Consider the following 24,219-nt stretch of genomic DNA (forward strand, 5'->3'; position numbering starts at 1 on the left):
CACCCTTTTGGGTGAAGATTTTAACACCAGATTATCCTTCAATAATGGGGTAAACTCCTAGAACAAATAAAGGATACAACTTGGAAAGTCGAACCGCAATCAGGCGATCGCCAAAAAAACAGACGCAACCTGTTTGTCTTCATGCTAAAAACTGTCCTACTCTTAAGGCCATGAAGGAAAAGGAAGACATTGAGAGGTTGTTCAACGAAAAGGATCATCAAGATCAAGAAACGCATTTTGTGCGAGATTTTTTAAGTTATCTAAGCTTGTCTGCCCTTTGTATTGTTTTGGGGCTTTTGATTGGGGTTTTAGGTTATCATTGGACAGCCCGACTAACTTGGTTAGATGCGACGGTGGAGGCTTCGATGATTCTCAGTGGCATGGGTCCAGTCAATCCCTTAATGACCAATGGTGCTAAATTATTTGCTTCCCTTTATGCCCTATTTAGTGGTTTAGTTTTTGTCTTAGCGATGGGTGTGGTTTTATCCCCTTTAATTTATAGTTTGATGAAACAGTTACGCCCCAAAAAATGTCAAAAAGACTAGATTTTCAGTAACGCTTCATATCTGGTTTCTACTTGGGCAATTAATTCCCGCAAACTGGAATCGTTCTCTAATCTTTCCCACACTTGAAAAATATAATCATCGGATACTGCTTCTAATGGACAGTTGCGCTTCGGTAGTAGAGATAAATATTGTTCTAATAAAATAGTTGTTCCTAATAACCATTTTCCTTTGTTTTCGTCTTCTATTTTTGCATAGAGTTTTTTCCCATTTTTTAAAGCAGTTTCAATACGGGTTAATTTAGTTTTTTCCTGTTGAACCATCCATTGTTGCATATCAGTGGGATATTGTTGAAATTTTTCTCTAATTTTCATCATCAAGTTATTTATTTATCTAAACCCCGACGTTAAGCACAGGGTCGGCACTTGCTCATTTTAGCTTCCATTTTATTCAAAGCGATAAAAACAGCAGGAATAATTAAGCTTTATTCTTTACTTTTGCATGAGTGCTTTTTTATTTTTGCCTTTGACCAAATATTGAACATTGAACATTGAACATTAAACATTTTGGTTTCAAGCCTCTCCCTTTAGAGAGAAAGAAGTTTGGGGGAGGTTTCAAGCCTACTTCCAAACGAATGTTAAATGATACATGAAATGACCGAAGGGTGCGGTAATTAGCACATTCTGAATTCTGAATAGATTATACTTTCAAAATCTGAGATAGACTAAATGAAGAAAGACAAAATCATCTTCTAACCATGACTCATCCTAAACACTCCAACTCCTCTTTTCGTTACCTGATTGCAGGACTCAAACCCTTAGCTAGTGTAAAACTTTGGGGTTCTCTGGGAATTATGGCACTGGTTGCTGTAGCTCTCTGGCAATATTCCCTTAATCCCCAATTGTTAGGAAATGACCCAGAAACTGCTTCGAGTATTGATGGAGAATTTGAGGGAGAAGTTGGCAATAATGTGGATATTGGGGTAACAGTACAGGATTTAGAACAAAACCGCCTTAATTCTCAAGGAGTTCCTGTAGTCCCTCCCGGAGTCGAAAATAATCCTTTCTTGTCTCCCTCTGTGGATGGAAATAATCCAGAATTGCAACAAGAACAACGTCCCCCTATTAAGTTTGAACCCTTAATGCCTAATGTCAAAAATTTGGGTTCTTTGTTTCCTCCTCTACAACCTTCTAAAAATGGAAATAAACCCATTGAAATACCTGATGATTTAGAAAATGTCGGGGAATACACTGAAAACACGGCCTTAGAAAATGCTTTAGAAGAAGTTTTTTCTGAGGACTTGCCCGAGGTTAACCCATCCAATACATCCCCTAAAAATAATCAACAACCTAATAATCTTAACCCGAATCCCTCATCACAGCCTAACTCTCAAACAGCACCCAATACAGTAAGAAACACCCCTTACTTTAACCAACCTTATACTCAACCCAATAATTCTCCCCAACCCTTTAATAATCCTTATACATACAGTAATCCTCAACCCTATAGCCAACCTTATGGTAATGGAACCGCCCCTGCACCTGTTCCGGTTTCCCCTCCTTCTGCTCAATCACCTAATAATTATCCCACTGTAAATTCTAATCCTAATTATCCGAGTTCCGCTAACCAGAATCAAACCACTCCTAACTATGGAATTCAACCCCCTCAAGTTGATCGATATGGAAATATGCGGAATTAGCTTCCCTACAAGAACCTATTTTATTTTAAACAGATTTTTTATCCGCAACCACTGATCTCCCTTTCAATAATAGGTATAATTTATTATTTAATAAAGAAAACATGACCTTAGAGGTAGATGGTGGTAAAGATACGCTACCATCGGAGTTAACTATAATTGATATTCTGAGGGTGATTAAAAATATCAGCCCTGAAGAACAAACCACCTTAGCTCAGGAATTTTAACTAATTCCTGAAATGGTTAATCTTATTCTCAAAGCGATCGCTGATAATGTTTCTAAAGCTCATGGGGCTTGATTCTGTTGACAAAAACCGACTTAATCTGACCCAGTCTGGTTCATATCAGTAGAAAAAATCAGGAAATAGGAAAATACTCAAGATTAACGTTTATAAACGTAGAATTTTTTATGTATTTAGACGAACAATTACAAATTCTCATTAATGAAGCCCCTCAGCATGGGGTACCCATTCCTGTGATGGAAAAGGCTGTTGCTCCAACCCTGAAATTTTTTGCGAGTCAGCTTCAACACGAGAAATATTACGTTTTACACGGTACAAATAGGTCTTGGTTAGTGACAACTTTGAGTAATAGAAGAAACCCCAAGGAAGAAAAACGGGTTATTTATGCTTTTTCTACTAAAAAAGACGCACAAACATTTCAAGGAATTATTAATCCTGAAATTCGGATTATTTCTGTTCCTGTAACCCATTTACTGTTTCAGCTTTTCTCCATAGAATCTATCGATAGTCTCATATTTCGAGAAGTTCCTGGGGACAAACAGCAACAAATAGAAATTGCCCGTGCTAAATTGCAAAATATTATTCAACAACAATTACGTCGTTTGAAATTAAAACCACCAAAAACTAACACCATTCCCCCTAATTTTGCTTAAGTTTATCGTATTTTTATCTATGTTATACTCCCGTCCGTCACCAACTGTATTAGACTATTATAGTTCTTATTACTGTCCTGTCTGTCATCATGGAGAAATCTCTACATTACCACTGATGGAGGCCTTTTCTTGTAATTTTTGTCATCATATTTTTACGGCTAATCTAGATAAACAAGCTATTACTATTGTTGATAGTCAATTGCCTCTGACTTGGTATTGGACTGGCAAACGCTGGCAAAATGTTCGTGCTGTTAAAGTGTTTCAATGGGGTTATGGTTTCTTGGCTTTGGGTTTTATCAGTTTACCGACATTAGTTGTGGCGGCTGGAGCTTATTTATTTCCTGTTTTACCCCATAGTCCTTTGGCTTGGTTTCCCTGGTTTTGGGTAGGGTTAACTTTTTTCTGTCATCTCAGTTGTTTATTTTGGTTATTCCTGGAATATTATCAGTTTCCTTTATGGTTATATTTTGAAGCATTAAGGGATAATTTATTATCTCGTTTGTTAAGACGAACTATCAGCTAAAAAGGCGGAAAAAATAAATGTTTTTTGTTTCAATCGAAGCCCACACCCGAAAGTTGGTTAGATTTATATACTAATGAAAAAAAACCTGGCCATCGGGTGCAGTAAAATAAACAGTGCGTTTGGTTTTTCTTAGTTCTTGATTGTTGTTCTCTAAATTAAAAAGAGAACTAATGTCTAAGCCCATCAGATATGAATTTTAGGCATTGCTTCTCATATCAACTTTTCTTGGTGCAAGATGTGAGTTAGATAGACTTGGATAGAATTCGACAGCTTCGTACCAGTTAACTTTTTCTCTCGGTCTAAGCCCATCTTTCTCTGGTTTCTTGGTCTTTTTGAACCGTAGAATTTAAGGACAGTATAAAGTATCTTTAGTATTTCTTCCTGTAATGGGGTTAGTTCCTTTCGCGATCGTACATAAATATTTTTCAGTTTTGGGATCTAACAATACATCGGTAAAATCTGCCCCATCAATAATTGCTCCTTGTACTAAAATATTGGTGGCAAATGCTCCTTCTAAAATTGCATTAGTAAAGTTAACATTGGTTAAACGAGCAACTTCTAAATCCGCATAGCGAAGATCCGCTCCTTCAAAATTTGCTGAGTCTAAGTTAGCACTAAAAAATCGAACCCCTTGCACATTAGCATGACTAAAATTACTATCTCGTAGGTTAGCATGGTCAAACAAAGCTTCTTCACGCAAATCTTGACCGGAAAAATCCACTCCTACTAAGTTAGCTCTATTGTAATCTACTGCCATAACAGGCAATATCGGATTAGCGAAAAATAAGGTAGCTATTAAGGTTAACAATAACAAAAGTCGTCTAAAATTGGCGCGAATCATACTTTTAGTCTCCATAAATTTTATTATTCTATATTAATTCTAAACTGTAAGGTGGGCAATGCCCACCTTACTATTAAGACGCTGATAAAATTTGTTCGTCTAAACTAAAATCAATGTCAGCTTGCTCTCGTTTAGAGGCTAAATAATCGTTTTCAAAGGAGTCTTTTAACCCACTAATTAAATCATATTCAGGCTGCCAATTTAATTCCTGTAATGATTTATTAATATCAGCAAAAAAGTGCTGCATTCTTAAGGGAAAGGCTTTCTTTTTACCAAAGTCAAATTGTTTGGGATCATAGTGAACAATGTTGATGTCATCACCAGCTTTCCCAGCAGCAACAGCGCAAGCTTTAGCTAACCCATCAAAGGTAACATAACGTTGTCCTGAAATGTTATAAATTTCTCCAATAGCTTGATCATTTCCTAATACCGCAGCCATACCTTTAACTAAGTCTTGGATATGACCAAATTGGGTAAAATGTAAGCCATTACCAGGAATAGGAATGGTTCTATTTCTGACAATTCGATCAAAAAACCAAGCTTCTAAATCGTTATAATTTTGTGGGCCATAGATATAAGTGGGACGAATAGAAGTCCAGGGAATACCCGATTTTTCTAAGTAGCTTTCTGTGGCAAATTTGCCTTTATGACGACTATTGGGATCAACTTTATCTCCTTCAATATGAGGCATTTGATCGGACTTTAAATAAACTCCGGCTGAACTTACATAGACAAAATGTTTAACTTTATCATTGAAGATTTCTACTAGGGGTTGAGTATCGCTTAATTCTCGACCATTGTTATCAAAAATTGCGTCAAAACTTTCGGATGCTAACTTTTCTTTTAACTGTTTTGCATCTTTACGATCGCCGTGAATTTGTTTTATCCCTTCAATGGGTGCTGGTTTATTGCCTCTGTTGAATAATACTACTTCGTGGCCTTGTTTTACTAATTCTTTGGTGAGATAAACCCCAATAAAACGGGTTCCCCCCATGATTAAAATACGCATATTTTCCCTCGATTTTTTTAAACTACTTTAGATTAGAATACTACAGTTTTGAAGTGATTTTAATTTTATTTTGTGATCGGTTAAAAAAAATAGAAATAAACTATCATCATCTTAAGTCTAAATCAGGATAACTATCAGGATAGTCTAGTTTATCTTGATTAGACCAATACAAATCTTCTGCTTCTTTAATAACTTCACCCAAAGTTGGCCAATGGTCTTCTCCAACCCATAGAACCCATTTGGGATCTATACAGCCTGACCTCAAATCTTTGAGGCTTCTGACTATGTATATTAATGATGATCAATTAAACAACAAATCGCAAGCTGTAGCTTCCACGGATTTGTCTTTGCTAGTGTCTGATGAAAATTTGCAGTTAGACGACAATACACAAGATGAAGACAATCAAACTGAATCTAGTATTGACTCAAGTTTAGATCCTGTTGGTATTTTCATTTGGGAAATTGTTGAAAATCTTCTTGAACGCAGAGGTCAGATTACAACAAAAGAAGTTTTAGAAGTAATAGAAGAAAGAGAAGGTAGCATTAAGCCAGGAGATTCTGCTGTTAGAGAAAGATTAAGTCAATTAACTGATTTAGGATATCTTGAGTGTGTTCCAGGGAGTGGTCGCCGTCCATCGTACTATTTTTTTGCTGGAGATGAAAGGCTAGAAAACCATACTATAGAACCAAGCGATACTGAAATTCTTGATAATATCAAGCAACAGCAATCTAAAATTCGACAACAGATAGATGATTTACAGCAACAGCTTGAAGAATTGTTAACAGATCAAGAAGAAATGGAAGAAGTAATACAAAAAAGGCAGAAACTCAGAAGTAAATACCGTTAGCTTCTAACCCAAATAGTTTAAGCTGCTTGTTGTGGGGGAAGTCGGCGAATTTCTGAATAAAAAGCTGTACGACTATAACCATTATTTCCTTTAATTAAACTGGTACGCAGTCGTAAGTTATCACTAGCAAACCAGATTCTTTCTTCCATAGAAAAATCTCCAAGTTCTAGGGTTAAAGTTAATGCCTCATCTTCTCCTAAACTGTAGCTTCCTGGGGATGCAGGTTGAGACTGAAAAGTTTGTATAATTTTTCCTACTTCTGGTTGGTTACTATCAGGAATTAAAATTATTGTTGCGTTTCCTGTTTGCTTTTTCTGTCCATAGTCACTGGAACTATTCCAGCTAATTTTTTGACCGCCGATGGCCTGATTAGGATCGATACGATATTGTTGACAAAGAGAGACAACTAAAGAATCGTCACTGTTTAACCATTCTACTGTTAATTCTGATTTATTACTTTCGGCTTTTTCAGTATTAAACTGATAGCTAGTTCGCTGAGAAAACCATTGACCAACACATAATTCTAAAAAGGCTTGTATGTCCATGAATACTGTTTAATTCTCTGCTTAAAATAGGGTGATGGGTTAAATTTCGGCTATCCCATAACCCTAATTGTATCATGAGAGTTACCGTACTTCTTAACTATTAGTTTGCAGGAGGTTTAGGGAGAATAAAGCTGCTTCCCTGACTTGGGGTTGAGAATCTTTGCTTAAAAATTTGAGAGCTGCAACACTCTTTTCTATGTTAAAATTCCCTAAAGCTTGTGCTAGACGTTGACGCACTAACCAATCTTCTGAGTTGGCAAAGCGTAAGATATGGTCAATAGCATCGACGGCCTTGATCTCTCCTATGGCTGCTATAGCTGCTTGGTGCATCACGGTTTCTTTGCTGTCTAAAGCTTGTAACAAGAGGTTTTTGGCGCGAATGTCCCCTAAGTTCCCTAAAGAAACAGCAGCACTAAAACGGACTAACCATTGCGTGTCTTCGTAGAATGCTCTAGCTAAGGGTTCGTAGGCCCGAGGGTCTTCTAGATAGCCTAAAGCACCAGCCGCGTCAGCCCGAATGCCATAGTCTGGGTCACTCTCCAACAGTTTAACTAAAATGGGATAACATTCGTCTGTTTGTTTGACTCCCAATGCAAAAACAGCCATTGACCTAACTTGTAATATTTCATCGTCTAAGACTTTTTTGATTAAAGGGACTGCTTCTTCTGCTGAGACTTCCCGTAAAGAGGCTAAGGCTAAGAGGCGATCGCGGGAGTTTTCGCTTTCTAGTTGCAAGGATATCTGTTGGAGGTCAGCATTAATCATTTTTGTAACATTTCTTCATAACTTCTTGCTTTCATTGTAACGATTTTTTACAACGAGAGCACAGATCGCCCATATTCTGTTATGGACGTAATCATTAATTATCTTTCTCAGTTAAACTAGAAGCATAGATATTTAACTGGGATTATGAAATCATTTCCTATTCGCTTACAACAAGATGGAACTATTACTGTTCCTAAAGTGATTCAAGATAAACTCAATCTTCATGAAGGAGATTATCTAAATTTATTAGAAATTGAGGAGTTAATTATATTAACTTCAAAACAAACTAAAGTTCCTCAATTAAATGAGCAAATTACTGCTATTAGAGAACAAGAAAAAGTTAGTTTAGAGGAATTATTAGAAGGATTGGAAGATGAAAGAAAGATCATATATAAAGAAAAATATGAATCATGAAATTAATTTTTGCTGATTCTAGTATCTTAATTGCAGGGTCTGCATCTTCAACTGGTGCAAGTCGAGTCGTCTTAACTATGGCAGAAATAGGTTTATATAAGCTATTAATTTCAGAACAAGTGTTAGAAGAATGTCGAAGAAATCTTAACAAAAAACTTCCCAAAGTAATTCCTATTTTTGATGACCTCATTAATAATATAAATGTTCAAATTTTGCCTAACCCTTCTCTAGAAGAATTTGCAGCCTATATTGATATTATTGAAGCTAAAGATGCTCCCATTTTATCTGCTGCTTTATTAGCTAAGACCGATAGATTACTGAGTTTAAATACTAAGGATTTTACTCAAAAAGTTGCTGAAAGAACAAGGATAAAAATTCAAACTCCCTCAGAGTTTATTCAAGATATCCGTTCTATTGTTACTCAGGAATTGTAGCAGAACCGAGATTATTGTTACAATTATAAACCTCTAGATTATTTAATTAGTAACTCCTTCTAATTCTTCCTCGGTTAACTCATATAAATTACGTAATTTTTCTAAGGTTTCGTCATCAGCATCCCAGAAACCTCTTCCATTCGCTTCGATCATTCTTCCCACAATATTGCGAAACGCTTCGGGGTTTGCTTTGCGTAATTTTTCCGCCATTTCTGGGTCTAAAGCGTAGGTTTGTGCAGCTTGATCATACACCCAATTATCCTGAAAATCTGTTGTTCCTCCCCATCCTATCAACGCTGTCATCCGTTGGGACACTTCATACACACCCCCTGAACCCTGATTAACCATTGCTTCGGCCCATTTTGGATTTAGTAACTTTGTACGATATTCTAGTCTTAATAAGTCTTCTAGTTTTCGGGGGTTGGTATCATTGGAAAAGCTTTCAATAAAACTTGCAGTTACTTTTTTACCGCTTTGTTTTTCGGCAGCTAATTTTAAACCTCCTGTGTTGCCATAATATTCTTGAATATCGGTTAAACCGTATTCTACTGAATCAATTTCTTGGACAATTCTTTCACTGGTTTTTAAGAGTTGATTTAAAATTTCTGGTCTTGCTTGTCCTTTATCTTTACGTCCGTAACTAAAGACATTTCTTTTTTCCCAAGTATTCGCTAATTCGTCGCTAGATTCCCAGTTACCGTCAACAACTTGATCGTTAACTAAGGAACCAAAATCACCGGCAGGGTTAGAAAAGAGTCTGGCTGAAGCATTTTCTACTCCTTGTTCTTTTAACTGTAAATAATGTTTACGAATAAAGTTATTTTCGGGGTCTTCTTCTATTTCTGCTGCCCTTTGGAATAAGTCGTCTAATAGTTCAATAATATTGACAAAAGTATCACGAAATATTCCTGATAAATTAGCTAAAACATCGATCCTCGGATGTTCTAATTCTTCTAAGGGTTTCAATTCGTATCTGACGATGCGTCCAGTACCTTCTTTAATGGGTTCTGCGCCAACTAATTCTAATAAAATACCTAATGATTCACCTTTAGTTTTGATTGCGTCTAAACCCCATAATAAAACTGCAATGGTTTCGGGATAACTACTATGTTCTTCTAGATGTTGTTGGATGGTTTTCTTAGCGATTTCTCGACCTCGTTCATAAGCTGCTGGAGATGGCATTCTATAAGGATCTAAGGCGTGGATATTTCTTCCTGTTGGTAAGACTCCTGTGCCATCTCTGAGTAAGTCTCCTCCGGGTGCAGGAGGGATATATTCTCCATTTAATCCTCGTAATAAGTTGCTTAATTCTTCGGGAGTTTGTTTAAGCAAGTCTCTGATATAAATTGCTTCTTTAATAGTTTCACTTCGTCCATTAGCTGAGTCTAATATATATTGTAATTCTGGCAATTCAGAACTAATTGCTTTTCTTTCTCTGTCGGTTAACTTCTCCCCAAAATAAGCCTCTAAATAAGAGTCTAATTGTTCTTGATTGGGAATTTCACCCAAGGTATGTAAACCAGAAGAGAATAACCTTTGTTCTACAATTTGTAAATATTCATAGACCTTGACAAAATACTCATTTAAAGCTTTTTTACTGAACAATTTTGCATTTTCTACAGTAAAATCAATGCCTAGTTTTCGGCCTTCTTCAAACTTACAGTCAGCAGCTAAACCAGAGTCTACAATTTTCTGAATAATACCTTCTCGCAAAATCTCATTTTTATTAGTATCTTCTCGATATTCTGCAATTAATTCTCGTAGTGCCATTAATTCTTTATATAACCCTGCCCGTCCATAAGGGGGTACATTATGAGAGATTAACACTCCATATCCTCGACGTTTAGCTAAGATAGATTCTGAGGGGTTATTTGCAGCATAAATGTATAAATTAGGGATATCTCCTAATAAAATATCTGACCAAGAATAACCTGTATTTCCTAATGGTGAACCTGGTAACCATTCAACGGTTCCGTGCATCCCAAAATGTACTATAGCATCGGCAGAAAAATCGTTTTGTAACCACTTATAAAAGGCCGCATATTGAGGATGGGGAGTTAAATCTTTTTCAAACATTAACCTCATGGGATCACCAGAAATACCTAACGGTGGTTGCACCCCTATCCAAATATTTCCTAGTTGAATACCTCCGATTTGATATTCGTCTCCATAAGTTTTTATTCCTGTATCTGTTAATGATTTCCACTGTTTTTCAATACGAGTTTTTAATAAGTATCCTAACCATTCTTCGAGTTTTCTCACATTAACCGTTGCTTGACCCTTTTCAGCATTATTTGGTGTAATAATTGCTTCATCTGCTTCTTTAACTTGATTAATAATCATTTCTCCATCTTCGGGTAATTCTCCCACATCATAGCCTTGCTTTTCTAATTCTTGTAATAATTTTAGTAAGCTCCGGGGAACATTTAATAATGCTGCGGTTCCTGTTGCTCCATAACCTGGGGGAAAGCCATACAAAATAATAGCAAGTTTACGATTTTTTACTTCAGTTTCACGCAATTTTATCCAACTTTTTAACCTTCCTGTTAAGCGTTTAACTCGCTCAGGAATAATATAAATATCATTGCCAACTAAACCACCCAAAGGGACGGTATCAATGGCACCATCTAACTCAGGAAGGGCATATAAAACCACACTTTGTAAACCACCTATTCCTTGTCTCGTCCAAGAAGAAATATCTTGAATTAACAGAGGTGCAGCAACAATATAGGGTATATTTTTCGCGGTTAAAATTCGTTTTGCAACCTCAACTTGTCGTCCAGCTTCCATTGAACCAGCAGGACCACCCACTAGAGGAAAACCGATGGTAGAGACAATAGAATCTACTTCAATGGCATCTTTTGCTAAAGAACGTATTTCTTTATTGCCTAAGTTCCTTTGTTGGGTTTCGTAAGTAGTAGTTAACCAATCTCTAACAATCACATGACCTTCAACTCCATTGATAAAAATTGGGATAGGAGTTAATCCTTGTTGTTCAAAAGAACGAATTAACTGGGGAATATAGGGTTGTTGTGTGATAACGTGCTTACGGTATAAAAGAACAGCAACCAAAGGATTATCAATAGATTTGTGTTGTTGATACCAGTTTAAATAGTCACGGGGAGAAGTAAAATAACCCTCATATTCAGGATGAAGTAATCCCATATTTGGTGTTTCTATAGGTTCGGGAATTTCTCCTACTTTGATATCTAAATATTTCTCTGCTATTGTCCAACACATAGCAGCAAAGTTTTCATTTCCTCCTGCGTTCCAATAGCCATATATAATTAACCAGTTGCGTAAATCTTGGACTTTTTTGGCAGGAATAAACTTTAATAATTTTGGTCCCGTTTTCAAGAAACTTAAATAACCAGCAAGCTTATCTTCTTCCTTCCCACTGGAAAATTTACTTAAAATAAACTTAATAGGTTTGGGCATTCCTTTAGGTTTCTTCCCAATAACAAATTTTCCTAAACGAGTCAAACTCATTAATTCTAAAGCTGATTCAAATACTAAACGAATAGGGATATTTTCTACCCGTTCCCTTAACCAAATTACTTGGTCATAATCAAAGATTAAACTAGCAAAAAAAACATCCGCATCCTTGAGGACATTCTCAATAATCTCTGGTTCTTGAGAAAGACTGCGATCGCTATATATTTGTATATCCAAGTCCGGACAACGAGATTGCGCTAACTGTGCAGCTTGTCGATACAAGTCCAGATTAAATGATTCAAACCCAGTAATAACAACGATGCGTGACATATCCCTATTCCGTAAAGTTTTGTAACAGTATTATTTCTATTATAAGCTTTATTCCTTATTTTCCAGTTTCAACCATCGCGCCGTTGGACCCAAAGAAAAGCCCTGTATAGACACAGAAATTAAGACGATGAAGAATACCACATTAAAGAGAGTTGTGGCATCAGGAATGCCCACTGCGATGGGGCTAATGGCTAAAATAATAGGGACTGCACCCCTCAACCCAACCCAGGAAATAAAAAGTTTCTCAGAATTATTATAAGGACTAATAGCTAAACCAATAATCACACTCAAAGGACGGGCAATAAACATTAAAAATAAAGCAATAATAACAGCAATGGGAGCAACTGTAATAAGTTGGGAAGGAAACACTAAAAGTCCTAATAATAAAAACATTCCTATTTGCATTAACCAAGAGATACCATCATGAAAATCAAGGATAGTTTGTTTATAAGTAAAGTTACTATTTCCTAATACAATTCCTGCTACATAAACACCCAAAAAACCGTTACCCTGCAAAAGAGTTATGACACTATAAGTTAATAATACTTGTCCGAGACTGATAACAGGATATAAACCTTGTGCATCGACTTTAATATTATTAATTATCCAATTCATCAGACGACCAAACCCATAACCACCGATAATTCCTATCAAAATTTGAGCAATTAAAGTAATCCCTAAATTAAGAAAAGAAATATCTCCAGTTTTGACTATATTAACTATAGTTGTTGTTAATAATACAGCCATAGGATCATTACTACCAGATTCTAATTCTAATAAAGGCTGTAAGTTACCTTTAAGCTTTAAATTACTAGATTTAAGAATAGAAAAAACCGCAGCAGCATCGGTTGAAGAAATAATCGCCCCTAACAGTAAACCATCTACCCAGTTAATGCCATCAAATCCCACCATTAAATAAGAAAAAGAACCCAACATAAACCAAGCAAAAGTTCCTAAAAATAACATAGTTAAAGCCACACCAACGGTAGACATGATTAACCCTTGTATCAAAACCGGACGAATACTTTTCCATTCCGTTTCTAAACCCCCAGTAAATAAAATAAAAATTAGAGCTAAATCCCCTATAGTTTTAGCAAGTTTATAATTCTCAAAATTTAAACCCCCTATTCCCTCAGAACCAGCTAACATTCCAATCAATAAGAATAAAAGCAACGCAGGAACACCAAATTTATTGGCTATTTTACTAGCAAAAGCACTAATAAGTAATAACAATCCTGCCGCAATTAAAATATATTCAAAATACAAAATAAACATAGTATAATAAACATCTCCATAATTAAAGAAAATTGAACAATCTAAAAAAAATCAACTATTACAAAGATGATTTTATCTATTTATCGGCAACTGAGCAACTGCAACTTTTCAAAGGCAAAAAACTTTCCCTGATCGAAATGCTATTCACACAGTGTATAATTACGATCAACAGGGATTTAAAGAATATGCCAATCATCGTTAACAAACATGGAACCTAACACAACACTAGACTGGATTTTAGGCGGTATTGCCATCACTATTTTAATTGTAGGAATGTTGATGTTATTAGGAGGGATATCAGAGATGAATAAAAAATAAGTAATGGTTATTAACGAAGTGAAAAGTAAGTAAGGACTAATTATCCTATAACTGGCTCTGTGGTAAGTATTAATCTACATTAGGGCTAAAAAGAGCTAAAACATATTCTCCTTGATTAACTGAATAATTAGTGGAAACATCAAAAATAAATCCATCTTTTTCTGCATGAATATTGATCACCTCTGGTAAATTACCTTGCTTATTAAAACTGAGTATTTCATAAAGTTTATCTCCTTCTTTTACTGGGTTTTGTAAAGATAATCTATTTTGAATCATGCCACCAGTTGGTGCATAATAACTTTTTATATTTTGACGAGAAACTAAAGTTATATCTTGACTTGTTAAAGCATAATTAGGTAGATGTAAAATCCCTTTTTTAACCAAATAGTTTATAATTCCCTGAACACCAGTCTTAACAGAGTTGGGATTCATCGTCATTCCTGAACCTAACTCTAATGTCCAAGATTCTCTATCTACTATTATTTTTCTTCCCGCTTCTTCAAACTTTTTTTCTAATGCTAACCAAGGTTTCATAAACGCTTCATCAAATGCGTCCCCATCATAAGTATCCATTAAAATACCATAATCTATCTGAAAATATTTTGCACTTTCTTGCTGTTGTCCAGGAAAACAAAAAAGATAATCAATACATTTATTACTAGAACTATGAATATCAATCAGATAATTAGCATCCATAGAAAGTGATTGTAATTGATAACGATACTGTTCAAATAAAGGCGCACCACTGGGTTTATTAATTTTTTCTAGTTGTTTAGCAAATGCCGTCTTTTGTTGCTGTAAAAAGTTTTCTTGAATCGTTAATAAATCAAACTTGATATTATTGTTAACCAACTCATCTAAATCTTGACAAACTTTTTCATAATTCCAAAAAATTCGATTCCAATCTTTTCCATCATAACTATTATAACGTCCCGATGAAAAGAAATGATTTCGCTGATTTGTTCCCAAAGGATTACAAATAGGAAGCAAGCAAATCTCTCCATCTATTTGATTATTTTTAAGACCAGATAAAAAATTAATTAGTTGATAAATAACAGCATTGCCAACAATTTCTGAGCCATGTAAATTAGATTGAATATAAACCTTTTTACCTCTTTTATTACCCAAAAACTTATAGAGTTGTAAAAAAAACTCATCACCAGAAGCAAGTTTAAATAAATTTAATGTTTCAATAGTTGGTTTCATAGAGATGGGGATTGTTCAAAATAAACTTTTAACAATAGCACAAAAAGTTGACAAAACTGCTAGAAAAAACTACCGTAAAAAAGTCCCTTCATTCAATAGATAAATTTAACAGGTAATCCAATATGGTACAAGCAAAACTTGGAGATACAGTCAAAGTCAACTATACAGGTAAATTGCAAGATGGGACAGTTTTTGACTCCTCTGCAAATCGTGAACCCTTACATTTTTCCCTTGGAGAAGGTCAAGTTATCGCAGGTTTTGAACAAGCAGTGGTGGGAATGACTCCAGGAGATAGTAAAAGTGTTACCATTCCTTCAGAACAAGCTTATGGTCCTTATCAAGAAGAATTAGTGATTGTAGTCGATGAAAAGCAAATACCATCAGACTTATCCGTAGAGGTGGGACAACAGTTACAAATACGTCATAAAGATGGTCAAGCGGTTCCTGTTACAATTACTAATATTACTGATGATAAAGTTACTTTAGATGCTAATCATGCTTTAGCTGGAAAAGATTTAACTTTTGAAATTGAGTTAGTAAGCATTCAGTAAATAGTTAAAAGTGAACAGTGAACAGTGAACTGTTTGCTGTTAAGAATTATCCCGTAAGAACAATGTTTAAATCTTCTCAGTTGTTTAGAACTTTAAACATAACCTAAATCAAAGATGATGGAACAGATTCAATCACACACAGAAAAAGATCAACTTATTGAAAAATTACAAGCAGAAATTACTCGCTTAAAAGCTGACAAAAAAGCCACTTTAATCATGCAAGAAAACTTGCGAGAAAGTGAGGAAAGATGGCAATTAGTATTACAGGGAACAAATGAAGGAATTTGGGATTGGAACCTAAAAACCGATGAAATGTTTTTCTCCCCTCGTTGGAAAGAAATGTTAGGTTATGGTGATCAAGAATTACCTAATCATATTGATACTTGGAAGAAATTACTTCATCCTCAAGATACAGAAAGGGTGATGAAAATTTTAGCTGATCATTTTGCTAAAAAAACCGATCATTATAGTGCAGAATTTCGTTTAAAATGTCAAGATGGTAATTATAAATGGATTCTTTCTCGCGGAAAAGCGTTATGGGATGAAACAGGAAACCCATTAAGGATGGCCGGTTCTCATACAGATATAAGCGATCGTAAAAACGAACAAATTTTATTAGCATCACTGATAGATTGTATTCCCGATCTCGTCTTTTGTAAAGACTCTAAAGGAGTCTATAAAATGTGTAATAATGCCTTTGAAAAATTTGCAGGGCGAGATAGAAAAGATATTCTTGGTAAAGATGATTTTGAACTTTTTTCAAAAGAAGAAGCGTTAGGATTTCGCAAACAAGATCGCTTCATGATGCTACAAAAACAATCCCATCGTAACGAAGAATGGATCACCTATCCTAATGGGAATTGTCGCCTAGTAGATACCTTAAAAACCCCCTTTTGTTGTCCCGAAGGTAAGTTAATGGGAACCATTGGTATTAGTCGAGATATTACTGATCGTAAACAAAAAGAAGAAGCTATCAGAAAACAAGCAGAAAGAGACGCTTTACTCAGTAATATTGCCAGACAATTAATCGATCAAGACTTAAATACAGCAGTTAATTTTATTTTAGAATCCATCGGAAAATTTACCCAATGCGATCGCAATTACATTATTCGTTATTTTCCCCAAGAAAAGGTTTGGAGTATGATCCATGAATGGTGTAATGAATATATCCCTTCAACTATCCATGATTCTCAAAATATTTCCCTAGAAGTATTCCCTTGGTTTTCTCAACAACTCATAGAAGGAAAATCTATTTGTATTAACAACTTAGAGGATTTCCCCCCGGAAGCAACGCCAGAAAGAGAAGCCTATAAAAACAGTTTAAGCCCCAACTTATTAGTAGTTCCTATGATGACAAGATGTCAAACAGTGGGCTATTTAGGAATTGATACTAATGTATATAGAAGTTGGACAAAAGATGATCTAAATCTCTTGAAACTAGTAGGAGAATTAATGGCAATTGCAGAAGCAAGAACTATTGCAGAAGAAGCTAAAAAAGAGTCACAGGCAAGGTTTGCTGGTATTTTAGATAACGCCAACGAAGCGATTATTTCCATCGATGAAAAACAAAAAGTAACCCTTTTCAATCATGCTGCTGAACAAATATTCGGCTATACTTCTAATGAAGTATTAGGCAAGCCTTTCAATCTCTTAATTCCCCCTCGTTTTACAAATAACCATTATCAACACATTAATAGCTTTAAAAATACCCAAGAAACCGCTAGAAAGATGGGTGGTCGTCGTCCTGTTTTTGGAAAAAGAAAAGATGGTACAGAATTTTTAGCAGAAGTGTCTATCTCTAAAATAAAGCCACGGGGAAAAACAATTTTTACAGCAATTATTAGAGATATTACGGAACGAAAACAAGCAGAAGAAGCTTTAAAAACAGCCAAAGAAAAAGCCGATGCTGCTAATTGTGCAAAAAGTGAATTCTTAGCCAGCATGAGTCATGAATTACGAACCCCTTTAAATGCTATTTTAGGCTTCACTCAAGTGATGCAAAGAGATACAACTTTAAACGAAGAAAATAAACAAAACTTAGAAATTATTGGTCGCAGTGGAGAACACTTATTAGAATTAATCAACGACATCTTAGAGATGACCAAAATTGAAGCAGGAAGAACTACATTTAATCAAACTCAATTCGATCTTTATCGTCTGCTTGACAACTTAGAATCTATGCTACATCTAAAAGCAGAACAAAAAAACTTACAACTTCTCTTTGAAAAAACAGAAACCCTACCTCAATATATAGAAACAGATGAAAGTAAACTGCGACAAGTATTAATTAATTTACTAGGAAACGCCATTAAATTTACACAAGAAGGTGGAGTAATTTTACGCATTAAAACTAATGAAGTTATCAGAGAAAATCAGGGAATTATCTTAACCTTTGAAGTTGAAGATACCGGGCCTGGTATTGCATCCGAAGAAGTAGATCAACTCTTTGAAGCCTTTGGACAAACAGAAACAGGCCGTAACTCCAATGAAGGCACAGGGTTAGGGTTGCCCATTAGTCAAAAATTTGTGCAATTAATGGGAGGAGAAATTAGCGTTAGTAGTATATTAGGCCGAGGTAGTTTATTCACCTTTACTATTAAAGCAAACATCGTTGATGCTAATGCTATTAAAATCAATAAAACCCCTCGTCGTATTATTGGTTTAGTTCCCGGCCAACCCAACTATCGTATTTTGGCCGTCGATGATCGCCTCGAAAGCCGTATTTTATTAGTTAAATTATTATCATCAATGGGCTTTAATGTTCGTCAGGCAAGTAATGGACAAGAAGCCTTAGAAATTTGGAAAAGTTGGCAACCCCATTTAATTTGGATGGATATGAGAATGCCCATCATGGACGGTTATAACGCCACTCAACGCATCAAAGCAAACGCCAAAGGACAAGAAACCGTTATTATTGCTTTAACAGCCAGTGCCTTTGAAGAAGAACGAAATTTAGTCTTATCGGCAGGATGTGATGATTTTATGCGTAAACCCTTCCGAGAAGAAGTTTTATGGGAAAAAATAGCTCAACATCTCGGTGTTAACTATGTTTATGAAGACTTAGACGAGCAAACATTGTCCTCCCAACTCAACCAACAAGCAACCCCACAAACCAGATATCAATTACAATCGCTTTTAGAAAAAATGCCCCCTCAATGGATTAACTCACTCCATCAAGCTGCCTTAGAATGTAGTGATGATGGCATCTTAGAATTAATTCAGGAAATACCACCCCATAGTCAACCCCTAGCGATCGCCCTTCGAGAATGGTCCGAAAATTTCCTCTTTGATCCTGTGATCGAATTAACTGAAACTATTATATGACACGGTGTAGGGGTGTAGGGGTGACGGGGTGTAGATATAGGATAATTTTTCAAGAGTCTCCCACACTCCCCACACTCCCCACACTCCCCACCCTCTCCCACCCAGTCCCCAGTATCCCAGTATCCCAGTCTCCCAGTCTCCCAGTCCCCCAGTACCCCATGACCTCCGATTCTAGTAATATCTTAGTTGTCGATGATACCCCGGATAACCTGCGCTTACTCTCAGCAATGTTATCAGAACAAGGTTATAAAGTTCGCAAAGCCCTCAATGGAAAAACTGCTTTAAATACCATTTATCAAGTTCCTCCAGATTTGATTTTATTGGATATTAATATGCCATCAATGAATGGCTATCAAATTTGTCAAAAACTAAAAGAAAATACTAACACCAAAGATATTCCCGTTATTTTTATTAGTGCTTTAGACGATGTTTTAGATAAAGTTAAAGCCTTCGATGTAGGGGGAGTCGACTATATTAGTAAACCATTTCAAGCAGAAGAAGTTATAGCGAGAATTGAAAATCAATTAACTATACAAAGACAGAAAAAAAGACTACAACAAGAAATAACAGAAAGAGAAAAAACAGAACAAACCTTAAAAGTTTATCTCCACGCCGTTTCCCATGATTTAAGAAATCCCGTTATTGGCTTTTCCTTAATTTTGAAAAATTTTTTGCAACAAGAACAAGATTCCTTAGAAATTTCCAGAAAAGTTTTAGAACAAATGGCCAAAAGTTGCGATCGCCAACTAAATTTAATTAATTCTTTAGTAGAAAGTCAACAATTCGACATAGGGGGTATTAACCTAGATACCAAACCTTTAAATATAGCACAATTAAGTCAACAATTGGCCACAGAATGGCAACCAATGTTAACAGAAAACAAAGCTAGATTGTTCCTAGAAGTACCTCAAAATTTACCAATGGTACAAGCAGATAGCGATCGCTTGTGGCGAGTTCTAGAAAATTTGATGGCCAATGCTTTAAAACATAATCAACCCGGCATCCAATTAACCCTCAAAGTAGATATAATAGTAACAGAACAACAGGACTTAAAACCTCAAAAAATTCGCTGTAGCCTAAAAGATAATGGAATAGGGATTAACTCTAAACTAGCAGAAACCTTATTTGAAAGGTACAACCGAGGAGAAAAATCCCGAAAAACTTTAGGCTTAGGATTGGGATTATATCTTTGCCGTCAAATCATTGAAGCTCATGGTGGAGAAATTGGGGTAGTCACAGAACCAGGTCAAGGGGCCAAATTTTGGTTTACCTTGCCCATTTCAGATTCCTAAAGAGATAACCTATGAAGAGAAATCTCAATGCTGAAAACCTAATCTATACCAGTGGGAACTGAAATGGAAGGGTAAAATGTCAGAGATTCATAACATATTGATCCCCGAAAAGTGGTTAATGCGTAAATTTCTGATAAATTCCTGGAGAGACCCCTTGACCATAAAGACTTATGTTTTGTTACATAAGATAAATAATTAAGTCCTTAAGACAAATCCTAAGAGCCATGAAGTCTCCCGTAAGCATTTATGGAAAGGACTCATGACCCAATGCCAGGAGCAGTTAACCGTAAAAATGATCGGAGAGTGATCTCATGGCACCAGAAAGCCACCCCCTACTAGAAGAGATGACCTTACGGCAGCTACGAAAAGTAGCCAGCGAATATAACATCTCCCGTTATAGCCGAATGCGTAAAGCGCAACTCCTAGTTGCCATTAAGCAAGCAATACAATCACAAACGCCCCAAATAATCGAAACTGAGGCGAAGATTAAGGTCGACTCCAGTATTCAAGAAGCCCAAAAAGTAGAAGCTTCTAAGTTTGAGGTAGGACAGAAAAATAACATCAGCCCCAAGAAAACCCAGATTAAACCCCAACTCCAAAACGTTTGGGAAGATTACCACAGGAATCGCATTGTCCTTTTACCCCGCGATCCTCAGTGGGCTTATGCTTACTGGAATGTTTCCCAAAAATCCAAAGAAGCTTTAAAAGCCCAAGGGGGTGAACAATTAGCCCTACGGATCTATGATGTCAGCGATATTGACCTAAACTATCAGAGTCCTCATAGTGTACAAGAATATATTTGTGACGATATCACCCAAGAATGGTATATCCCCATTCCCCTCAGCGATCGTGACTACGTTGTTGACATTGGCTACCGTAGTATTGATGGTCGTTGGTTAGTTTTGGCCCGTTCTGCTGAGATCCATATTCCAGCCCTTTATCCTTCCGACTGGATAGAAGATATTTTTACCACAGTCAATTGGGACGAGGAAATAGAAGACAATTTTGTTGAACCGTCACTACCTCCCAACCCCGTTCAAAAAAGATTTGCCGTCAGCGAACAAGTAGCAGAGGCCGCCCGAGTTGCCAGATCCAGCTTTGCCTCTCTACAACATTTAGGCGGATCGCTCACAGGTTCTTCCACAGAGTCCGTTGTCTTTGCCTCTGAGATGGGAATATGGAGTGTTTCTAGTCCATCGGGTCAAACCTTGTCTGATATTGGTTTTGGCTCACAAGAGTTGGTTCCTTCTCGGAAGTTTTGGTTAATGGCTGATGCTGAATTAATTGTTTATGGTGCCACCGAACCAGATGCCACCGTTTTGGTAGGCGGTAATCCTGTTAAACTCAATCCTGATGGAACTTTCCGCTTTCAAATGTCATTCCAAGATGGCATCATAGATTATCCCATCGTAGCGATCGCTGCAGATGGACAACAAACCCGTTCTATCCACATGAAGTTTGAAAGGGAAACCCCCTTTAGTCAGACCAATAGCAAAGAGGATGCAATGTTAGAAGCATTAGGTTGAGAAAAATCAATTCCAAATTCCCCCCTCATGTTCGCATTGAAATCCTTCCTCATACCACTGAGAAAGGTCAACCTCTTCTAAGGGAGTTACCTGGGAACAAGGAGGTTGTATAAATTGACTAACAACCGCCCACATCAAACTACGAGTAACATCTAAAAACGTTTTTAAATCCGATTCGTGATTACCAGGAACACCCTTTTCATTGGGAGTATCCACTTCAACTGCAATACCTCTGGCCCCGAGATGAATTTGTGCTAAAAGTTTAGCCCTGGGGAGATGGTTTTGTGAAGTGATGACCTTGACTTTATGAACCCGATGTTTTTGTAGCAAGGGGACGCAAAAGAAAAAATTATCAAAAGTTGAATAAGCGCATTGCTCAACCCAAACATTATCCATACGCGTTTGTTCCCGTTGGAAAATAAGCTTAATACAAGGAGGTTTTGAGCCTTGGGAAATAATAAGAGGAACATCTTGATACTCAGAAGCAATTTGAGCAGCATAGATTTCCCGTCGAATGCTCCCACCCAAAACTAAAATACCGTCCACCTTGTGATTGGCGTTAACCGGTAATCTCACCAAAACATTGAAAGCTAAACTGCCGAAGATAAAACCAATTAAGGCTAACAAAAGCAGCTTAAATCGTTTTTTCCATTTTCTTTTAGTCAAACGGGCTGTTAAATCAAATTTTGACCTGCTCACTATATTTCTCCGCTAAATAAAACGTGATGAGAATCTACTCTTGAAGAAGGCAGGGGGCAGGAGGCAGGAGGGTTTTCAATTTGTAAGCTATGCAATTTAAAAGGGGGTATGGCAAGGGAATTTGGTATTAAGATATGTAGTAATCGGGTTTTATTGTCAAGAGTTGACATAACTTACAACAGCAGAACATAAAACTTCTTGGCGAAAATAAGAACTCAAATCTTCTGGGGTTCTTAAATCAACTTTACGCTGAAAAAGATGAGACAACTCTTTGATTTCTTTAATCGGAATATTTATATTGACAATGATGGGAGAAGACATAATCATGTTTTGTATCTTAATATATTTCTTGAGAAACCTACGACAAATCTCTAAATTAATATTACTTGACTTCCGAAAAGTTTTTGGTAGGAGTTCAAGCTTCTTCTAAAAAGAATCCTCCTGCCTCCTGCCTCCTGCCTTTAAACTCCTGCCTCCTTTGAATTCTTTTGAATCCTTGGCAGTCTATGTTTGAACCCACAAAGAATTTCCCAAGAAATCGTTCCCAACATTTTCCCCCAGTGATCAGCCGTAATTTCTTGGTTTCCATCTTTACCAATTAAGGTTACAGTATCTCCCACTTTAAGATTACGAAGATGGCTGACATCTAACATCAACTGATCCATAGTAATCGCTCCGATTTGACAAGCTCGCTGACCGTGAATTAATACTTGTAAACGATTGGATAATTGACGGGGGACTCCATCCGCATAACCAATCCCCACCACAGCTATTTTCATCGGGCGATCGCTGACAAATTGATAACCATAACTAACCCCTGTATTAGCCGGTATAGTCTTAATTTGCGTGATTTTGGCCTTAACTTGTAAAACAGGCTTTAAAGGGACTATAGAGCGCAAATGAGGGGCAGGATAGAGACCATATAAACCTAGTCCCACCCTGACTAAATCGTAGTGTAACTGGGGCGCGATGAGAGTGGCCGCAGAATTGGCAAAATGAAGACGAGGTGGTTTAATTCCTTGGGTCTTTAACTGGGCGATCGCCGTTTTAAACCGTTTATGTTGTAGATACATATTAGTGCGATCGGGATCATCGGCGGTGGCTAAATGGGAATAGACACTACCCAACTGTAAATAGGGTAACTGTTTAACTAAACTGGCAAATTCCGTTCCCTGATGCCAAGGTATTCCTAAACGAGACATTCCCGTGTCTAATTTGAGATGAACTGATAACGGTTTTTCGTATTGGGATAAGGTTTGAGAAAAAATTATGGCCTGTTCAGGATAACAGAGGGTCGGTTCGATATTCCAATGAGCGATCGCTGCAATTTCTTCTGGGGTGTTAATTGCCCCCAAAATCAAGATAGGTGCAGTGATACCAGCTTCCCGTAGTTCGATTCCTTCCCCTAAAGTCGCCACCGCCAAAGCATTGGCCCCTGCTTCTAGGACTGTTTGGGCAACGGCGATCGCCCCGTGACCATAAGCATCGGCTTTAACCACAGCCATTAATACGGTTTTTGGTGACAATAGTTGTTTAATTTGCACCACATTATGAGTTAATGCCGATAAATCAATTTCTACCCACGCCCGTTGGCGAATAATCTCAGAAAGATGATAATTATAGCGATTACGAGCAACAAGACCGCCTAGAGACTCTTGAGTTACCACTTTTTTCCACTCCTACACACTCACCCATCATTTAACATGATTGATGTTATGGTAGCAGACGTAGAAATTGAGATCGATGATTCCAGGAAAATCAGAACATCAACTATAATGAATGATGTCTGT

The 24,219-nt window shown here is 36.7% G+C and carries 25 protein-coding genes; 13 read left to right on the plus strand and 12 right to left on the minus strand.

Translation table 11 applies throughout. The features are described 5' to 3' along the window. Window positions 1-80: 80 nt before the first annotated feature. Window positions 81-545: a two pore domain potassium channel family protein gene (locus QNJ66_RS04610; RefSeq protein ID WP_300503472.1), complete on the plus strand. Its 465-nt coding sequence runs from the start codon at window positions 81-83 to the stop codon at window positions 543-545. Here QNJ66_RS04610 and QNJ66_RS04615 read toward each other — a convergent pair. Next, window positions 542-880: a hypothetical protein gene (locus QNJ66_RS04615; protein WP_300503474.1), complete on the minus strand. Its 339-nt coding sequence runs from the start codon at window positions 878-880 to the stop codon at window positions 542-544. The genes QNJ66_RS04610 and QNJ66_RS04615 overlap by 4 nt on opposite strands. A gap of 380 nt (window positions 881-1,260) precedes the next feature. Between QNJ66_RS04615 and QNJ66_RS04620 the strand changes: the two genes are divergently transcribed. From QNJ66_RS04620 to QNJ66_RS04635, 4 genes are all read left to right on the plus strand, one after another. Further along, the gene (locus QNJ66_RS04620) at window positions 1,261-2,202 is read left to right on the plus strand and encodes a hypothetical protein (RefSeq protein ID WP_300503476.1); all 942 of its coding nucleotides are present in this window, start codon (window positions 1,261-1,263) and stop codon (window positions 2,200-2,202) included. A gap of 101 nt (window positions 2,203-2,303) precedes the next feature. After that, window positions 2,304-2,426 carry a hypothetical protein gene (locus QNJ66_RS04625; protein WP_300503478.1) on the plus strand — a complete coding sequence of 41 codons (123 nt, stop codon included), beginning with the start codon at window positions 2,304-2,306 and terminating at the stop codon, window positions 2,424-2,426. Window positions 2,427-2,608: 182 nt separating this feature from the next. Then, window positions 2,609-3,094, plus strand: a complete 486-nt coding sequence (locus QNJ66_RS04630) for a hypothetical protein (protein ID WP_300503480.1) — start codon at window positions 2,609-2,611, stop codon at window positions 3,092-3,094. A gap of 19 nt (window positions 3,095-3,113) precedes the next feature. Further along, window positions 3,114-3,617 carry a hypothetical protein gene (locus tag QNJ66_RS04635; protein ID WP_300503482.1) on the plus strand — a complete coding sequence of 168 codons (504 nt, stop codon included), beginning with the start codon at window positions 3,114-3,116 and terminating at the stop codon, window positions 3,615-3,617. A gap of 346 nt (window positions 3,618-3,963) precedes the next feature. Here the strand turns inward: QNJ66_RS04635 and QNJ66_RS04640 are convergent, their stop codons facing one another. The 3 genes from QNJ66_RS04640 to QNJ66_RS04650 form a co-directional block, all read right to left on the minus strand. Further along, window positions 3,964-4,458: a pentapeptide repeat-containing protein gene (locus QNJ66_RS04640; RefSeq protein WP_300503552.1), complete on the minus strand. Its 495-nt coding sequence runs from the start codon at window positions 4,456-4,458 to the stop codon at window positions 3,964-3,966. A gap of 73 nt (window positions 4,459-4,531) precedes the next feature. Then, entirely contained in the window at window positions 4,532-5,467 is a 936-nt protein-coding gene (locus QNJ66_RS04645) for an NAD-dependent epimerase/dehydratase family protein (protein ID WP_300503484.1), read from the minus strand. 106 nt (window positions 5,468-5,573) lie between these two features. Next, window positions 5,574-5,732, minus strand: a complete 159-nt coding sequence (locus tag QNJ66_RS04650) for a hypothetical protein (protein WP_300503486.1) — start codon at window positions 5,730-5,732, stop codon at window positions 5,574-5,576. Between the two features lie 19 nt (window positions 5,733-5,751). Between QNJ66_RS04650 and QNJ66_RS04655 the strand changes: the two genes are divergently transcribed. After that, on the plus strand, window positions 5,752-6,315 hold the full coding sequence (locus QNJ66_RS04655) for a hypothetical protein (RefSeq protein ID WP_300503487.1): 564 nt from the start codon (window positions 5,752-5,754) through the stop codon (window positions 6,313-6,315). A 17-nt stretch (window positions 6,316-6,332) separates the two neighbouring features. Here the strand turns inward: QNJ66_RS04655 and QNJ66_RS04660 are convergent, their stop codons facing one another. Both QNJ66_RS04660 and QNJ66_RS04665 read right to left on the minus strand, forming a co-directional pair. Beyond that, entirely contained in the window at window positions 6,333-6,860 is a 528-nt protein-coding gene (locus QNJ66_RS04660) for a phycobiliprotein lyase (protein WP_300503489.1), read from the minus strand. 93 nt (window positions 6,861-6,953) lie between these two features. Continuing rightward, window positions 6,954-7,625, minus strand: a complete 672-nt coding sequence (locus QNJ66_RS04665; protein WP_300503491.1) for a HEAT repeat domain-containing protein — start codon at window positions 7,623-7,625, stop codon at window positions 6,954-6,956. 144 nt (window positions 7,626-7,769) lie between these two features. On the opposite strand from QNJ66_RS04665, the gene QNJ66_RS04670 reads away from it, so the two are divergent. Continuing rightward, complete coding sequence (locus tag QNJ66_RS04670) at window positions 7,770-8,039, plus strand: AbrB/MazE/SpoVT family DNA-binding domain-containing protein (RefSeq protein WP_300503492.1); 270 nt, start codon at window positions 7,770-7,772, stop codon at window positions 8,037-8,039. Further along, entirely contained in the window at window positions 8,036-8,473 is a 438-nt protein-coding gene (locus tag QNJ66_RS04675) for a PIN domain-containing protein (protein WP_300503494.1), read from the plus strand. The genes QNJ66_RS04670 and QNJ66_RS04675 overlap by 4 nt, the downstream gene beginning before the upstream one ends. A gap of 42 nt (window positions 8,474-8,515) precedes the next feature. On the opposite strand, the gene bchH is transcribed toward QNJ66_RS04675, so the two are convergent. Together bchH and QNJ66_RS04685 are read right to left on the minus strand one after the other, a co-directional pair. Next, entirely contained in the window at window positions 8,516-12,238 is a 3,723-nt protein-coding gene (bchH, locus tag QNJ66_RS04680) for a magnesium chelatase subunit H (RefSeq protein WP_300503496.1), read from the minus strand. A 48-nt stretch (window positions 12,239-12,286) separates the two neighbouring features. Next, window positions 12,287-13,513 carry a potassium/proton antiporter gene (locus QNJ66_RS04685; RefSeq protein WP_300503498.1) on the minus strand — a complete coding sequence of 409 codons (1,227 nt, stop codon included), beginning with the start codon at window positions 13,511-13,513 and terminating at the stop codon, window positions 12,287-12,289. A gap of 207 nt (window positions 13,514-13,720) precedes the next feature. On the opposite strand from QNJ66_RS04685, the gene QNJ66_RS04690 reads away from it, so the two are divergent. Continuing rightward, entirely contained in the window at window positions 13,721-13,831 is a 111-nt protein-coding gene (locus tag QNJ66_RS04690; protein WP_300503500.1) for an NAD synthetase, read from the plus strand. 69 nt (window positions 13,832-13,900) lie between these two features. On the opposite strand, the gene QNJ66_RS04695 is transcribed toward QNJ66_RS04690, so the two are convergent. Next, entirely contained in the window at window positions 13,901-15,037 is a 1,137-nt protein-coding gene (locus QNJ66_RS04695) for a succinylglutamate desuccinylase/aspartoacylase family protein (protein WP_300503502.1), read from the minus strand. Between the two features lie 122 nt (window positions 15,038-15,159). Between QNJ66_RS04695 and QNJ66_RS04700 the strand changes: the two genes are divergently transcribed. The 4 genes from QNJ66_RS04700 to QNJ66_RS04715 all read left to right on the plus strand — a co-directional run bounded on the left by QNJ66_RS04700 (window position 15,160) and on the right by QNJ66_RS04715 (window position 21,730). Continuing rightward, on the plus strand, window positions 15,160-15,588 hold the full coding sequence (locus QNJ66_RS04700; RefSeq protein ID WP_300503504.1) for a peptidylprolyl isomerase: 429 nt from the start codon (window positions 15,160-15,162) through the stop codon (window positions 15,586-15,588). Window positions 15,589-15,705: 117 nt separating this feature from the next. After that, window positions 15,706-18,912 carry a PAS domain S-box protein gene (locus QNJ66_RS04705; protein ID WP_300503554.1) on the plus strand — a complete coding sequence of 1,069 codons (3,207 nt, stop codon included), beginning with the start codon at window positions 15,706-15,708 and terminating at the stop codon, window positions 18,910-18,912. 158 nt (window positions 18,913-19,070) lie between these two features. Continuing rightward, a complete protein-coding gene (locus QNJ66_RS04710) occupies window positions 19,071-20,204 on the plus strand; it encodes a hybrid sensor histidine kinase/response regulator (protein ID WP_300503505.1) in 1,134 nt (377 codons plus the stop codon). 311 nt (window positions 20,205-20,515) lie between these two features. Next, entirely contained in the window at window positions 20,516-21,730 is a 1,215-nt protein-coding gene (locus tag QNJ66_RS04715) for a DUF4912 domain-containing protein (protein WP_300503507.1), read from the plus strand. A gap of 6 nt (window positions 21,731-21,736) precedes the next feature. Here QNJ66_RS04715 and QNJ66_RS04720 read toward each other — a convergent pair whose 3' ends face one another. The 3 genes from QNJ66_RS04720 to alr form a co-directional block, all read right to left on the minus strand. Next, window positions 21,737-22,429: a YdcF family protein gene (locus QNJ66_RS04720; protein WP_300503509.1), complete on the minus strand. Its 693-nt coding sequence runs from the start codon at window positions 22,427-22,429 to the stop codon at window positions 21,737-21,739. Between the two features lie 156 nt (window positions 22,430-22,585). After that, on the minus strand, window positions 22,586-22,756 hold the full coding sequence (locus QNJ66_RS04725) for a hypothetical protein (RefSeq protein ID WP_300503511.1): 171 nt from the start codon (window positions 22,754-22,756) through the stop codon (window positions 22,586-22,588). A gap of 134 nt (window positions 22,757-22,890) precedes the next feature. Continuing rightward, the gene (gene alr, locus QNJ66_RS04730) at window positions 22,891-24,096 is read right to left on the minus strand and encodes an alanine racemase (RefSeq protein ID WP_300503513.1); all 1,206 of its coding nucleotides are present in this window, start codon (window positions 24,094-24,096) and stop codon (window positions 22,891-22,893) included. Window positions 24,097-24,219 lie beyond the last annotated feature (123 nt).

It is taken from the genome of Crocosphaera sp. (assembly GCF_030064895.1).
GTDB lineage: Bacteria > Cyanobacteriota > Cyanobacteriia > Cyanobacteriales > Microcystaceae > Crocosphaera.